General features: G+C 66.6%; 20 protein-coding genes. All 20 read left to right on the forward strand.

Annotated elements, in window-relative coordinates:
- The first annotated feature begins 156 nt into the window (after positions 1 to 156).
- The 20 genes from flgB to ACQ66H_RS07445 all read left to right on the forward strand — a co-directional run bounded on the left by flgB (position 157) and on the right by ACQ66H_RS07445 (position 14,102).
- Positions 157 to 522, forward strand: a complete 366-nt coding sequence (flgB, locus tag ACQ66H_RS07350) for a flagellar basal body rod protein FlgB (RefSeq protein ID WP_425762439.1) — start codon at positions 157 to 159, stop codon at positions 520 to 522.
- A 2-nt stretch (positions 523 to 524) separates the two neighbouring features.
- Positions 525 to 950: a flagellar basal body rod protein FlgC gene (flgC, locus tag ACQ66H_RS07355; RefSeq protein WP_019918815.1), complete on the forward strand. Its 426-nt coding sequence runs from the start codon at positions 525 to 527 to the stop codon at positions 948 to 950.
- A 4-nt stretch (positions 951 to 954) separates the two neighbouring features.
- Positions 955 to 1,623 (forward strand): flagellar hook capping FlgD N-terminal domain-containing protein, encoded by a 669-nt coding sequence (locus ACQ66H_RS07360; RefSeq protein ID WP_430433437.1) that lies wholly within the window; start codon positions 955 to 957, stop codon positions 1,621 to 1,623.
- Positions 1,624 to 1,640: 17 nt separating this feature from the next.
- The gene (locus tag ACQ66H_RS07365; protein WP_430433438.1) at positions 1,641 to 2,828 is read left to right on the forward strand and encodes a flagellar hook protein FlgE; all 1,188 of its coding nucleotides are present in this window, start codon (positions 1,641 to 1,643) and stop codon (positions 2,826 to 2,828) included.
- A gap of 12 nt (positions 2,829 to 2,840) precedes the next feature.
- Complete coding sequence (locus tag ACQ66H_RS07370; protein WP_430433439.1) at positions 2,841 to 3,566, forward strand: flagellar basal body rod protein FlgF; 726 nt, start codon at positions 2,841 to 2,843, stop codon at positions 3,564 to 3,566.
- A gap of 46 nt (positions 3,567 to 3,612) precedes the next feature.
- Complete coding sequence (gene flgG, locus ACQ66H_RS07375) at positions 3,613 to 4,389, forward strand: flagellar basal-body rod protein FlgG (RefSeq protein ID WP_019918811.1); 777 nt, start codon at positions 3,613 to 3,615, stop codon at positions 4,387 to 4,389.
- Entirely contained in the window at positions 4,389 to 5,054 is a 666-nt protein-coding gene (gene flgH / locus ACQ66H_RS07380; RefSeq protein ID WP_430433440.1) for a flagellar basal body L-ring protein FlgH, read from the forward strand. The genes flgG and flgH overlap by 1 nt, the downstream gene beginning before the upstream one ends.
- Before the next feature lie 10 nt (positions 5,055 to 5,064).
- Positions 5,065 to 6,216: a flagellar basal body P-ring protein FlgI gene (locus ACQ66H_RS07385; protein WP_430433441.1), complete on the forward strand. Its 1,152-nt coding sequence runs from the start codon at positions 5,065 to 5,067 to the stop codon at positions 6,214 to 6,216.
- 2 nt (positions 6,217 to 6,218) lie between these two features.
- Positions 6,219 to 6,641 carry a rod-binding protein gene (locus ACQ66H_RS07390; protein ID WP_430433442.1) on the forward strand — a complete coding sequence of 141 codons (423 nt, stop codon included), beginning with the start codon at positions 6,219 to 6,221 and terminating at the stop codon, positions 6,639 to 6,641.
- Entirely contained in the window at positions 6,638 to 8,017 is a 1,380-nt protein-coding gene (gene flgK / locus ACQ66H_RS07395; RefSeq protein ID WP_430433443.1) for a flagellar hook-associated protein FlgK, read from the forward strand. The genes ACQ66H_RS07390 and flgK overlap by 4 nt, the downstream gene beginning before the upstream one ends.
- Before the next feature lie 10 nt (positions 8,018 to 8,027).
- A complete protein-coding gene (gene flgL / locus ACQ66H_RS07400; RefSeq protein WP_430433444.1) occupies positions 8,028 to 8,939 on the forward strand; it encodes a flagellar hook-associated protein FlgL in 912 nt (303 codons plus the stop codon).
- Positions 8,940 to 8,956: 17 nt separating this feature from the next.
- Positions 8,957 to 9,985, forward strand: coding sequence for a hypothetical protein (locus tag ACQ66H_RS07405; protein WP_430433445.1), 1,029 nt, complete (start codon positions 8,957 to 8,959; stop codon positions 9,983 to 9,985).
- A gap of 146 nt (positions 9,986 to 10,131) precedes the next feature.
- Complete coding sequence (locus ACQ66H_RS07410) at positions 10,132 to 10,581, forward strand: TetR/AcrR family transcriptional regulator (RefSeq protein ID WP_430433446.1); 450 nt, start codon at positions 10,132 to 10,134, stop codon at positions 10,579 to 10,581.
- 11 nt (positions 10,582 to 10,592) lie between these two features.
- Positions 10,593 to 10,790: a hypothetical protein gene (locus tag ACQ66H_RS07415; RefSeq protein ID WP_430433447.1), complete on the forward strand. Its 198-nt coding sequence runs from the start codon at positions 10,593 to 10,595 to the stop codon at positions 10,788 to 10,790.
- Positions 10,791 to 11,067: 277 nt separating this feature from the next.
- Positions 11,068 to 11,364 carry a hypothetical protein gene (locus ACQ66H_RS07420; protein ID WP_430433448.1) on the forward strand — a complete coding sequence of 99 codons (297 nt, stop codon included), beginning with the start codon at positions 11,068 to 11,070 and terminating at the stop codon, positions 11,362 to 11,364.
- A 155-nt stretch (positions 11,365 to 11,519) separates the two neighbouring features.
- Positions 11,520 to 11,807 carry a hypothetical protein gene (locus ACQ66H_RS07425; RefSeq protein ID WP_430433449.1) on the forward strand — a complete coding sequence of 96 codons (288 nt, stop codon included), beginning with the start codon at positions 11,520 to 11,522 and terminating at the stop codon, positions 11,805 to 11,807.
- 16 nt (positions 11,808 to 11,823) lie between these two features.
- Entirely contained in the window at positions 11,824 to 12,378 is a 555-nt protein-coding gene (locus ACQ66H_RS07430; protein WP_430433450.1) for an NADPH-dependent FMN reductase, read from the forward strand.
- 386 nt (positions 12,379 to 12,764) lie between these two features.
- Positions 12,765 to 13,112: a DUF2795 domain-containing protein gene (locus tag ACQ66H_RS07435; protein WP_430433451.1), complete on the forward strand. Its 348-nt coding sequence runs from the start codon at positions 12,765 to 12,767 to the stop codon at positions 13,110 to 13,112.
- Positions 13,105 to 13,839: a DUF4254 domain-containing protein gene (locus ACQ66H_RS07440; protein WP_430433452.1), complete on the forward strand. Its 735-nt coding sequence runs from the start codon at positions 13,105 to 13,107 to the stop codon at positions 13,837 to 13,839. The genes ACQ66H_RS07435 and ACQ66H_RS07440 overlap by 8 nt, the downstream gene beginning before the upstream one ends.
- Positions 13,836 to 14,102 (forward strand): hypothetical protein, encoded by a 267-nt coding sequence (locus ACQ66H_RS07445; RefSeq protein ID WP_430433453.1) that lies wholly within the window; start codon positions 13,836 to 13,838, stop codon positions 14,100 to 14,102. The genes ACQ66H_RS07440 and ACQ66H_RS07445 overlap by 4 nt, the downstream gene beginning before the upstream one ends.
- Positions 14,103 to 14,106 lie beyond the last annotated feature (4 nt).

A 14,106-nucleotide genomic window follows, 5' to 3' on the forward strand; every position in this document is an offset into this window, starting at 1 on the left:
AATATCCGCATCCGGGGCCTCAAGTTCGCCGGCGGATTGTCGATGGTGTCCCTGAACTATACGCATACGCTTAATAAACGCCGACAGGATGAACGGCGGTGTCGCATCGTCGCGACGCCACCGGTCACCTCGTCAGCGATCCAGACAGGAGCCGACATGGGTATCGATTTCGGGAAGGCGCTCGGCGTGCATGGCCAGGCCCTGCAACTGCGTGCCGAGCGCACGCGGGTGATCGCAGAGAACATCGCCAACCAGAACACGCCGGGCTATCAGGCGCGCGACGTTGACTTCGCGTCCAGCCTGCGGCAGGCGATGGCGGGCGAGGCCGGCGGCCTGTCGCTCGACAGCGAGGGCGGCGAAACGCTCTATCGCGTGCCCTATCACGCGGCGCAGGACGGCAACACGGTCGAGCTCGGCGTCGAGCAGGCCGCCTTCTCGCAGAACACTTCGGATTTCCAGATCAGCCTCACCTTCGCCAACATGAAACTCAAGGGGCTGGCGAAAGCCATCGCCGGACAATAGCCATGTCATTCCGCGACATCACCCAGATCGCCGGCTCGGCCATGGCGGCCCAGACCGTGCGCCTCAACACCATCTCCAGCAACCTCGCCAACGCGCATTCGGCGTCCGGGTCGGAAGAGACCGCCTACCGCGCACGCAAGCCGGTGTTCGCCACGCTGCTCGGCGGCGAGGACGTCGGCGGCGCGCCGGCGGTGGCCGGTCGCGTGCAGGTGCTCGACGTGGTCGAGAGCACCGAGCCGCTGCGTTCGGTGTACGAGCCGGACAACCCGCTGGCCGACGAAGACGGCATGGTGTTCTACACCAATGTGAATTCGGTGGCCGAGATGACCGACATGATGTCGGCGTCGCGTGCCTTTGAAACCAATGTGGAGGTGCTCGGTCGCGTCAAGTCGATGCAGCAGGCCCTTCTGAAACTCGGAGAAGGGTGAGGCCATGCAGACCACTCAGGTAGTAGGCGGCAGCCAGGGCAGCGCGTCCGACGCGGTGCAGGCGGCGAATGGCGAACAGGGTTCGCCGACCGAACTGTTCACCAAGCTGCTGGTGGCGCAGATCCGCAACCAGAATCCGCTGGAGCCGACCGACCCGAGCGACTTCGTCAATCAGCTCACGCAGCTCAGCCAGGTCGAGTCGCTGCAGGCACTTGCCCAGCAGACCGGCGCCAACGCGTCGGTGCTGTCCAGCCTGCAGGTGCTGGCGCTCGGCGCGCAGGTCGGTTCGGAAATCATGGTGAATACCGACACCGTCGAGGTCGGCAGCGAGCCGGTCAGCGGCGCTTTCACGCTGACGTCGTCGAGCGCGCGCACGACACTCGTGCTGAGCGGCCCGGACGGCGTCGAGCGCCGCATCGAGCTGGGCACCCGGGCTGCCGGCGAAGTGCCGTTCGAGATCGATCCTGCCGCGCTTGGCCTGCCGCCCGGTGCGCACACGCTGCGCGTCGAGACGGAAACAGGCGAGACGCCGGCCACCGAGATTGCCGGCCGCCTGCTCAGCGTGCGCATGGCCGGCAGCGGCAACGTCGCGCTCAACGTCGCCGGCCTGGGCGAGGTGTCGCCGGCCTACATCACACGTTTCAACGGCCGTCCGGCCACGTCGGTCAACTGAAAGAGAGGATACGGTCCATGAGTTATGAAATCGCGCTGTCCGGCATCAATGCGATCAACACCCAGCTCGAAACCATCAGCAACAACATCGCCAACACCGGCACTTACGGCTTCAAGTCCAGCCGCGCCAACTTCGCCGCGATGTATGCCGGCACCCAGCCGACCGGCGTCGAGGTGGCTTCGCTGACGCAGAGCATAGACATCGGCGGCGGCGTGCTGACCACCGGTCGCGGCCTCGATGCGGCGATCCAGGGCCGCGGCTTCTTCGTGACGCGCGATACCGCGGGCGCCTCGCTGTTCAGCCGCGTCGGCATCTTCTCGACCGACAAGGACGGCTTCGTCGTCAACACCTTCGGCCGCCGACTGCAGGGCTACGAAATGCAGTCCGGCAGCACCACGCTGGGCGCCATGGGCGACCTCAAGGTGCCAGCCGGCCAGGTGCCCGCCAAGCCGAGCGACACGCTGCAGTACGTCGGCAACATGTCGGCCGACTGGGCTGCACCGGCGGCCGCGCCTTTCGATCCGGCCAATCCGCTCACCTTCAACAGTTCGCAGGTCGCGGTCGTGTATGACTCGCTGGGCGGCAAGCACAGCGTCGGCCAGTACTTCGTCAAGACCGGCACCAACCAGATCACCGCCCACTACACCTTCGACGGCGCGGCACTGCCGACGACGACGGTGATGGACTTCAACACCAGCGGTGCGCTGGTCACGCCGGCCGCACCGGTCGCGCTGGCGCTCGGTACGCCGGCGGGTGCGGCCGCGCTGAGCGTGGATATCGACTACACCGGCACCACGCAGTTCGGCGGCGACGCCACCGTGCGGGTCAACGCCGCCAACGGCTACGCGTCCGGCACGATGATCGGCGTGCAGATCGCCGAAGACGGCTCGGTCATCGCGCAGTACAGCAACAACGTGAAGGAGCCGGTCGGCCGCATCGCGCTGGCGGTGTTCCCGGACGAGGCCTCGCTGACCCCGGTCAGCGACACCAGCTGGACCAGTTCCTCGCTGTCTGGCGATCCGCTTTATTTCACGCCCGGCACCGGCATGGCCGGCGCGCTGACCGGTGGCGCGCTGGAGCAGTCGAACGTCAACATGACCTCGGAACTGGTGAGCCTGATGTCGGCGCAGCGCAACTACCAGGCCAACAGCAAGGTGATCTCGACGCAGACCGAAATGATGCAGTCGCTGATGCAGGCGCTGTAACAGAGACCCGCCATGGATGCGCTGATCTATACCGCGATGAGCGGCGCCGAGCGCGCGCTGCATGCGCAGCAGGTGCGCGCCAACAACCTCGCCAACGCGGACACGCCCGGCTTTCGTGCCGATCTCGAAATGTCGGTCAGCGAGGCGGTGCAGGGCTACGGTTACGACGCCCGCCACCTCGGCCGGCTGCGCGCGGACTCGGTGTCCAACCGCCAGGGCACGCTGAAGCAGACGGACCGCGACCTCGACGTCGCCATTTCCGGTGACGGCTATCTCGCCGTGCAGTGGGGCGACGGCGAGGCCTATACGCGGGCCGGCGCGCTCACCGTCGATGCCGAAGGCACGCTGACCGTGAACGGCCGCGCGGTGATGGGCGAGGGCGGCCCCATCGTGCTGCCGCCGTACTCGCAACTGGCCATCGGCGAGGACGGCACGATTTCCATCCGTCCGCCCGGCCAGCCGCTGATGCAGCCCCTGGAACGCCTGAAGCTGGTACGCCCCGATCCGGCAACGGTGATCAAGAACGAGGCCGGCCTGCTGGTGAGCCGCGGTCAGGACGAGTTTCCGGCCGACCCGACGGTGCGTGTGCGCGCCGGTTTTCTCGAAGGCAGCAATGTGTCCGCCGTCGAGGAAATGGTGGCGACCATGACGCTGAACCGCGAATTCGAACTGCAGATGAAGCTGTACAAGGCCGCCGATTCGATGGCCGAGACGGGCAACCGCCTGATCCGCGAATGACGAACGGCAGCACTGCCGACACAGGAGAGACGACATGAATCCCGCAATGTGGATCAGCAAGACCGGCGTGCAGGCGCAGGACGCGAAGCTGCAGGCCATCGCCAACAACCTGGCCAACGTGAATACGGTGGGCTTCAAGCGCGACCGCGTGCTGTTCGAGGATCTGTTCTACCAGATCGAACGCGAACCGGGCGCGCAGCGCGACGACAATACGGTGAGCCCGGGCGGCGTGCAGCTCGGTACCGGTACCCGCCTGGTCGCCACGCAGAAGGTGTTTACCACCGGCAATCTGCAGACCACCGGCCAGTCGCTGGACGTCGCCATCTCCGGCATCGGTTTCCTGCAGGTGCAGCGCCCGAACGGCGACATCGCCTACACCCGCGCCGGCCAGCTGCAGAAGAACGCCGAAGGCCTGCTGGTGACCGCGCAGGGCCTGCCCATCATTCCCGAAATCAACATCCCGCAGAACGCCACGGCGATCACGATAGGCGAGAACGGCATGGTGTCGGTCACCGTGCCGGGTCAGGCCGCGCCGCAGGAAGTCGGCCAGCTCACGCTGGTGAGCTTCGTCAATCCGGCCGGCCTGCTGGCCATGGGCGACAACCTCTACCAGGAGACCGCGGCCAGTGGTGTGCCGACCGAAGGCAACCCGGGCGAGGAAGGCCTTGGCAAGCTCAAGCAGGGCGCGCTCGAAGGGTCCAACGTGCAGGTGGTCGAGGAAATGGTGGACATGATCGCCGCCCAGCGCACCTACGAGATGAATACCAAGGTGCTGTCGGCCGCCGACAACATGATGCAGTACCTCGCCCAGGCGGTGCGCTGATGCGTCACCCGGCCCGCGTCCTTGCGCTGTTCGCGTCGCTGTGCCTGGCGGCCTGCACGAGCCTGGAACACAAGGCGCCGCCGCTGGCCGAGGCCGACCGCCTGCCGCCGCCAGTGCAGCCGCCCGCGGCCGGTGCTGCGGGCGGCGTGTTCCAGCCCGCCTCGGCCTGGTCGCTCACCTCGGACAGCCGCGCCTTCCGCACCGGCGACGTGGTCACCGTGGTGCTGCAGGAAACGACGCAGGCGAGCAAGGCGGCCGGTACCACCTTCGGCAAGGAGAGCGGTATCGCGATGCAGCCGACGGTGATCGCCGGCAAGCGCTTCAAGACCGATGTCAGCGTCGATGCGCAGTCCGATTTCAAGGGCAACTCGACCAGTTCGCAGCAGAACCGGCTGCAGGGCTCGATCACCGTCATCGTGCACGAGGTGCTGCCCAACGGCCTGCTGCGCGTCAGCGGCGAGAAGACGCTGTACCTGAACCAGGGCGACGAGACCGTGCGCCTTCAGGGCTATGTGCGTGCGTCCGACATCAGTTCGGACAACACCGTGTCCTCGCAGCGCGTGGCAAATGCCCGCATTTCCTATTCCGGCGAAGGCGTGCTGGCGGACGCCAACAGCCCGGGCTGGCTGCTGCGCTTCTTCGTCGGCGCGCTGATGCCCTTCTGAGGATGAAACGATGATCTTCCGCCGGACGCTTGCCGTCCTGTCCTGCCTCGTGGCCGGCGCTGCATTCGCTGCGCCGAAGGCCGCGACGAATGCCCGTGCTGCGGCAGTACCCGCTGCACCCGCAACCCAGCCGCTGCGCAATCTGGTCAGTGTCGAAGGCGTACGCGAGAACCAGCTGATCGGCTTCGGCCTGGTCGTCGGCCTGCATGGCACCGGCGACAGTACGCAGGTCAAGTCGGCCGGGCAGTCGGTGTCCAACCTGCTCAAGCAGTTCGGCCTCAAGCTGCCGGAGGGTACGCAGAGCCGCAGCAAGAACGTGGCCACCGTGATGGTCAGCGCGGTGTTCCCGCCGGGCTATCGCAAGGGGCAGAGCATCGACGTCACGGTGTCCTCGCTCGGCGACTCGAAGAGTCTGCGTGGCGGCACGCTGCTGCTGACCCAGCTGCGCGCGGCCGACGGCGAAATCTATGCGCTGGCCCAGGGCAATCTGGTGGTCGGCGGCCTCAGCGCGAGCGGCCGCAGCGGATCCAGCGTGACCGTCAATACGCCGACCTCCGGACGCATTCCGAACGGTGCAACGGTGGAACGGGAAATCATGACCGATTTCGATGTGCGACCGACCGTGCTGCTGAGCCTGAAGCGCCCTCATTTCCAGACGGCGACCAATATCGTCGGTGCGATCAACGGCCGTTTCGGCGAGGTGGCGTCAACGCGCGATGCCACCGCGATCGAAGTCGTGGCACCGGCCGATCCGACGCAGCGGGTCGCCTTCGTCGCCCAGCTCGAAGCGCTACCCGTGGTGGTCGGCGAGACGACGCCGCGCGTCGTGTTCAATTCGCGCACCGGTACCGTCGTCATCGCCGAGGGGGTGACCGTGCGTCCGGCCGCGGTGTCGCATGGTTCGCTGAAGGTGATCATTTCCGAGAGCTCGAACGTGAGCCAGCCGGCACCGCTGAGCCGCGGCGAGACGGCGGTCACGCCGCGTTCCAAGGTCGAGGTGGAGCAGGGCGACGGACGCATGTTCAACTGGCCGGCCGGTGCCAAACTGCAGACCATCATCGACACCGTGAACAGTATCGGCGCGACGCCGGACGACATCATGGCCATCCTGCAGGCGCTGGACCAGGCTGGCGCCATCGATGGCGAACTGATCGTGATCTGAGCATGAACATCCACGACATCGCATCGTCCGCAGCGCCAGTCCAGACGGAGGCGCAGACCGTGCCGGTCGCACCGCAGGTCGATCCCGCCTTGCTGAAGCAGGCGACCGAAGCGGCCGTCAAGTTCGAGAGCTTCTTCATCAGCGAGACGTTGCGCCAGATGCGCCGCAGCACGCGCGAAATGGCCGGCGAGGACAGCATTTTCAAGGACCGCGTGAACGAGGACATGCTGGACCTCGCCGACGGTCTGGTTGCCGACGCGATGGCTTCGCAGCGCGCTTTCGGCATTGCCGACATGCTGCTGCGCCAGTTGCTGCCGCAGCCGGCGCCGGTTGCGTTTAATGCGCCGGCGCCCATGGTCGCCTCCAGTACAGGGGAGCACGCGGAAAGCGCTCCCGGCCACGCAACGACCCGGAACAACCCATGAGCCTGATCAACAACGCATTGACCGGAACCCTGGCGGCGCAGGCCGCGCTCAGCGCCACCGGCCAGAACATCGCCAACGTGATGACGCCCGGCTACACCCGGCAGGCTGCGGTGCTGGCTTCGGTGCAGCCCATGCAGAGCGGCGCGCTGTCGGCCGGCAGCGGCGTGGCGGTGTCGTCGCTGCAACGTTTCAGCGACGACTACAAGAACCTGCAGATGTGGCAGGCGGCGTCGGAGCTGTCGAACCGCTCGACCCGGCAGCCCTATCTCGACCAGCTCGAACAGGTGATGGGGGACGACGCGTCCGGCATCAACAACGGTCTGGACGCCTTCTTCAGCGCGCTGAATGCGGCCAGCGTGGAGCCGAGCTCGGTGCCGCTTCGCGCGCAGGTGATCACCGCGGCGGACGCGCTGGCCCAGCGCTTCAACAACCTGACCACGGTGCTCGCCAACCAGCGCGCCTCGATCGCGCAGCAGCGCACGACGCTGGTGTCGCAGATCAATTCGAGCACCGCACTGATCGCCGACCTGAACAAGCGCATTTCGCTGGCCGAAGCGGCCGGCGTCAATGCTTCCGGTCTGATGGACGCGCGCGACCAGGCGATCGACGGGCTGGCCGGCATGGTGTCGATCCAGGTCGTGAATCATCCGGATGGTTCGCGCAATGTGTCGCTGAAGAGCGGGCAGCCGCTGGTGGTGGGCACCACGGCCTCACGCCTCGAAGTGCAGGACACGCCGGCCGGCACCCAGGCGCTGACGCTGAAGTTCGCCAGCGAGGTATTCGCCGTGCGCGACGAAGGTCTGGGCGGGCAGCTCGGCGGACTGGCCGATTTCGAGTACGGCACGCTGATTCCGCTGCGCCAGTCGATCGGCGACATCGCTTCCGAAATTTCCACGCTGATGAACGCCCAGCTCGGCGCCGGCTACACGCTGGGCGGCGCCGCGGGCGGCCCGCTGTTCGTCTATGACGCGTCGAGTTCGACCTCGATGCTGTCGGTCGCGGCCGGCGTGCTGCCGCAGGACCTGGGTTTCTCGTCCGACCCGACCAAGCCCGGCAACAGCGACAACCTGCTGGCGATGATCGCGCTGCGCAACCAGCCCATCACCGTGACCTCGCTCGGCACGGTACGGGTCGGCGACGCCAATACGCAGCTGATCGGCAAGCTGGGCATGGACAGCCAGCAGAACCAGGCTTCGCTGACCACGGCGACCACGGTGCGCAACCAGGCCGAAGAGAGCTGGAAGTCCACCAGCGGCGTGAACAACGACGAAGAGGCGGTGAACCTGATCCAGTTCCAGCAAATGTATCAGGCCAATATGAAAGTGATCACCGTCGCCAACGAGCTGTTCGACAGCACGCTGGCGATGATGGGTTGAGGAGACGGACATGCGGGTCGCCAGCACACAGTTCCACGCCACCATGAACACCGCCCTGCAGGACGCGAACACGCGACTGGAGGGCATCCTGCAGCAGATGTCGAACGGCCTTCGGGTGCAGAAGCCGTCGGACGACCCGATCGCCAGCGTGCGCATCGCCCGGCTGACGCGCGAGGAGGCGGCACTCGACCAGTATCTGGAGAACATCGGCGCGCTGCGCAGCCGACTGGGGCAGAACGAGGAACTGCTGGACGGCATGAGCCGCGACGTCATGCAGGCACGCGACCTGATGGTGTGGGCGGCCGACGGCACCAATACCTCGCAGGACCTGCAGGCGATGAGCACCTCGCTGATCGCGCTGCGCGACAGCCTGATGTACTCGGCGAACAGCATCGACCAGGAGGGGCGCTACCTGTTTTCGGGTACGGCAACCGCCACCGCACCGATCGCCTTCAATGGCGCGGCGGCGGTCGGTACGCGCTACAGCTTTGCCGGCAACACCGATCCGCAGCGCGTGGTGGTCGGCAACGGCGTGACGCAGGACGCGAACGTGCATCTGCAGGAGATGGCCGATGTGCTGAACCGGCTCGATCTGGCCATCGACGCGCTGCAGGTACCGGGTGCGACGGCCAACGATCCGGCGGTGCGCACGGTACTGGTGGGCACGCTGAACGGACTCGATACCGGGCTGGACGCGGTCAGCGCGAAGATCGCCCGCCTTGGCGGTGCGCAGACGACGCTGGAAACGCTGGAAACCAATCACGCCAACGTGAGCCTGTCGAACAAGCAGGCGATGATCACGCTCGGTCAGCTCGACTACGGCGACGCGGCGGTCAAGCTCAATGGCTACACCACCGCGGTGCAGGCGACGCAGAAGGCCTATGCCAAGGTCAGCGCGCTGTCGCTGTTCGACACGATCTGATCTTCCGTACGCACTGAATGCAGATCGGTCCTCATCTTTCGTCCGCCCGTCCGGTCGATGCGATCGGCCCGGGCAGGGCGCATGCCGCGGGCAACGCTGCGCCGCCGACGCGCGACACGCCGCGGACGCGCAATGAAGAACGCGCGCCGGCCGGATCGGCCGGGCTGAAGACATGGAGTCCGCGCTTCAACGAGCAGGTCGGCAAGGCGCAGCTTGCGGCCGACTATCTCGATCGCGGCATCGGCCAGCTGAAGTCGGTGCGCAGCCTGCTTGGTCAGCAGATCGCGGCAGGAGAAGGTGACGTCGTACTGCAGCGCCGGATCGGTCAGTTCGCGGCGCTGTGGCAGTCGCGTCCGGCGCAGACGGCCGGCAGCCTCGACCCGGCGCTGACGTTCGACGCGGTCAATCCGCCGCTGCGTCAGTTCACCGTTCGCGGACTGGACCTGGCTTCGCTGCGCGAGGGCGACAGCGAGAACCTGAGCTTTTCGGTGGCGGGAGCCGGCCGGCGCACACCGTCGGTCGCACTCGAAGCGGGTCTTCCGGACGTGGAGATCGTGCGCCGCATCGATCAGGCGCTGGCGTCAACCGGTGTGCGCGCGACTGCCGATGACCAGGGCAGGCTGGTCTTCAGCGTGGCCGAACAGGCCTGGCCTGGCGTACGCGACACGCTGATGCTGCGCGGCGGCGGCATCCGCTGGCCGACCGGCCAGTTCAGCCGGGTGCAGGCGGAAGCACTGCCCGACCGTATCGATCCCGTTCGCTGGTCGGTCGAGGACGCCGACGCCATGCGCGCGACGCTTGCCCAGGCAACCCGCGCACTGGACGCTTTCACGCTTGCCCGCCAGCGGGTCGATGAGGTGCTGCTCGACGCGGTGCACCGTACCGGTGCCGTCCTCCCGCAGAACGCCGCCGAACGCGCCGCGGGCTTTGCCGACGCCTTTGCCACGCTGGGCGAATCTCGCAGCTATCGTGCCCTGAACGAGTTCTCCGGCGCCCTGGCGGGTATCCGGCGGGAGCGCGTGCAAGCCCTTCTTGCCGCCAGGTGAGAACGCCTCCGGCATCGTAAGGCGAGGGAATATTTCCGGAATTGACGGGTGCGGAAACGATTGTTGAACAAACTGTACTGGTGTAAATCGAGGCAATTTCATTACACTTTCCCGGTACGCGCTGTCTGACCAACGTTGTTCAGCCCATGCCAAACAATTCAAAACTCGCGACCCCGGAAAAACGCTCGCGGATACGTGGCCAGGAAGGCAAGGCTAGGTTTCGCGAACAACTCCTTGCCGAAGCCAAGGACATCTACAGCCGACAAGGCTACGAAGCCGTATCGGTGCGCGCCGTCACCAAGGCGGTCGGCATTTCGCCGATGGCTTTCTATGGCTATTTCGTCAGCAAGCAGGATCTCGTCAAGCACATCTGGCTCGACTTCTTCTGCGAGCTGTTCGAGTGCCTGAAGCAGGCGAGCAACGTGAGCCAGTCGCCGGTCGAGCGGCTCAAGGCCCACGTGGATGTCTATCTGGACTACTGGGAAAGGCATCCCGAGCGCTATCGCATGGTGTATCTGTCACCAGCGTGGACGACGAGCGAGAGCGCATTGTCTTCGACGAAGAGGATGTCGTCGCGCAGCAACTGCTCAGCCTGACCCGAGAGCGGGTGAGCGACTGTGCATGTGGCCGTCCGATTGCGGCAGAGCAGATTCACCTGCATAGCGACCTTGTTTTCCTGAAGGCGCTGGGTTACCTGCACGGCGTGCTCACGGTCGGGCGTTACCCCTTCGCGGACCTCAAGCGGATGCGTGGCTGCCTGATAGACGACATCGTCGATGGCGTGGTGCGCGCAACGGCGGCATAGACGCCGCCGCGGCTGACTCACGCCGTACCTGCGGCGTACGCGCCTGGCGCGCGGAGCGGGGCGCTCGTCTGACAGAGGGATGCCCGGACGACATGTTCCTCGGGCGCTGAACAGCGCGACCGGCCTGCCTTTGGGCCATCATCGGCCGCCGTCATTCGCTGGTGCGCGGCGTCCGTCCTACACCCTGTCGGAGCACGGCTACATCCAGATGTCACGAACTTGCCAGACTGCAGGCAAGGGCATCGTCACGGTGCCGGCCAACAACAGGAGGTTCAAAGTGACTCTCAACAGATCCATGGTCGTACTTGCGCTCGCCGCATTTTCCGCGTCGGTCTACGCTGAGCCGACATATCCGAACAAGCACCAGAAGGAAGTGATTCCGGAGGCGCAGCAGTCCGACAGCCAGAAGAAGTTCGAGCCCGAGCAGGACAAGGGCAGCCAGTCCTCCCAGTATCCCAGCAAGCACTCGAACGAGACGGTGCGCGACCGCGATACGAAGAAGAAGGCGTCCGAACGCGCCAGCGAGCGTGAACAGAACGCCTCCGGCCAGACCACCCCGGAACCGCGCAACTGACGTGACCGCGGCGCGACCGGCCGCTCGCCGCTGCGGCGGTGAGCGGGCCGGTCGATCGCTATCCAGCGGGTATGCGGATTGCCACCTCCGATCCTGAGCCGCGCCGCCTCGTTCCAGCGCGTCACGGCGACGATCGATCCCGGAGGAGAGGCGCGATGGAACCGCTCGATCTGCTGCAGTGGCCAGCGATGGCGACGACCCTGATCGCGGCCTGGCTGGTCGCCTCCACGTCGGCACGCCGACGCAAGCAGGGCTTCTACTGGTTCAGTGCCAGCAACGCGCTGTGGGCAGTGTGGGGTCTGTATGCCGGTGCCTACGCACTGGTGCTGATGCAGGCCGGCCTGTTCGCACTGAACGTTCGCGGGATGGTGAAGGCGGCCCGCACCGCCCGCATGGATGCACCGATCGTCCGCGCTGACGGCTCGCCGGATGCGTCCCACTAGTGAGGAGACAGGTTCGATGGCGTCATACAGAGTTGCACTGATACCCGGCAGTCTGCGCAAGGACTCATTCAATCGCCGTCTGGCGCTTGCCATCGGCAAGCTGCTTCCAGACGGGTTCGACACCGTGATGGTGGACATCGGCACGCTGCCGCTCTATAGCGAGGACGACGACAACGCGCCGACGCCGGCGGTCAGCCGCTTCAAGGCGACGATCGCCGAGGCGCAGGGTGTGCTGTTCGTGACGCCGGAGTACAACCGCTCGATCCCCGGTGTGCTGAAGAACGCGATCGACCACGGCTCGCGACCCGCCGGAAAGAGCGTGTGGGCCGGCAAGCCGGCCGGCATCGCCGGCATTTCGCCGGGCTCGCTCGGCACGGCGCTGGCGCAGCAGCACCTGCGCAACGTGCTGTCGCATCTGGACATGCCTGCGCTCAATGCGCCGGAGCTCTTCCTACGCTATCGCGACGACCTGTTTGACGCCGACGGCGCGCTGGCCCGGGGCGCAAGCCGTGACCTCGTCAGCACCTGGGTGCAGCGTTACGCCGCCTGGGTACGGCAGCACGCCGCCTGAGTCCGGATGTCACGCCGCGTCGCGGCGCACGAACCGGATCTGCGCTCGGCAGCGCCGGCATCCACCCGAAATCGATCCGTGCGTCGTGGCCGTCGCGCTGCAATGTCGGGCACTGGAGCAGGAAGCCGAGCGACGTCGAGGCAAGCGCAAGCATCGTGTCTTCACCCGGCCAGAGATGATGCTGGCGGACGTCTCTACTGCCCTGGCGCAGGAAGGTGAATGCGGGCCACCGTCTGTCGGGCCGCGGTGAAAAATCTGCGACCGACATGTAATTCGTGCCGGCCGATCACTGTCCTTTCACGCGGTCCTTCCGTCCACGCGCCCGCCTGCTGACGGGAACCCCGGTTGCTTCGTGCCGGCGGTCACCTCTTTCAGCGGAGCAGGTCATGAGCGTGAAGCAGCATCAACAGGACAGGTCGGGCCACGAGGGCAGGCAGCGGGGCAGCCAGAAGGCGTCGCGGCAACATGGTGGTCAGTACGACGGGCAAACATCTTCGCAACCGCACGGCGGCCCGCAGCGGGCCGAGGCGCCGGCCGGGCGGCCGATACCGGATCCGGTGCAGATACGGACGTTCCTCGGCGGGCTCGATTACCCGCTCAGGCGGGCCGATCTGATCGCGCGGGCGCGCGCCGAGGGCGCGGACGAGAACATGCTGGGAGCGCTGCTGCGCATCCCCGACCGCGCGTACGACAGCGCGGTGTCGGTGTCGAAGGAGGTCGGTGATCGTGACTGAGGCCGCACGCGGCGCGGACGGACACGCCGAGGCTCCGGCGTCGGTGCCCGGCTATTCCGCAGCGGACATCATCGCCGCGCACGACGCGTATCTCGATGGTGCGCCCCTCGCTCCGCGCGAGCTTGCAGGATGGCGCTGGATCGAGGAGAACCATCGCTGCAATGCCGCCCTGTGGCGCGAGGAGGACAAGGCGCGGCGTACCGACGTGCCGGACGCCGAAATCGTGCGTTGCAAGCGCAGCATCGACCGCTTCAACCAGCGACGGAACGATGCCGTGGAAGCGCTGGACGAATGCGTGCTCGGCGCGCTGGTCGGCACTGTCAAACCGCACCCGGACGCACAGCAATCGAGCGAGACGCTGGGCGCGATCGTTGACCGCCTGTCCATCCTGTCGCTGAAGATCTTCCATATGGGCTTGCAGACGCGGCGCGCCGACGCCAGCACAGAGCACGTTGCGAGTTGTTGCGCCAAGCTCGACGTGCTTGTCCGGCAGCGGCGTGACCTGGCGACCTGCCTCGACCGTCTGCTGGAGGGATTGGCCAGCGGGCGCGTGATCTTCCGCACCTACCGTCAGTACAAGATGTACAACGACCCGGCGCTGAATCCGGAGCTGTACGGACGCAAGGACACCCCGGTCGTCGCGTCGGCGCGTGAAGAGGAGCGGACATCAGCGTCGATGCCCTCGTCCCGACCTGCAACCGTGGTACCGCACTGGCTGTCACGATGACCGCGCTGCCCGTGCAGACGCACACGCGATTGCGTGTCGGCGTGCCCAACCCGGGCGAGCGCGAGGCGGCGGTCGCCCCGGGCGAACCGAGGGCGGTGTTGCGCGCGGGCTATGCGCGGGCGTCGTGGCTCGGCCCGGCCAGGCTGCGTGACACCAGCGGTCGCGACCTCATGCCATCGGGCGCCTGCTATCGGGAATTGCCGACGACGCTGGACAGGCAAGACATCGACGCACCTCGCCTGCTGCAGGAGCAAAGCCGTTGAGCGC

It is taken from the genome of Methyloversatilis sp., assembly GCF_965284615.1.
Classification (GTDB): domain Bacteria; phylum Pseudomonadota; class Gammaproteobacteria; order Burkholderiales; family Rhodocyclaceae; genus Methyloversatilis.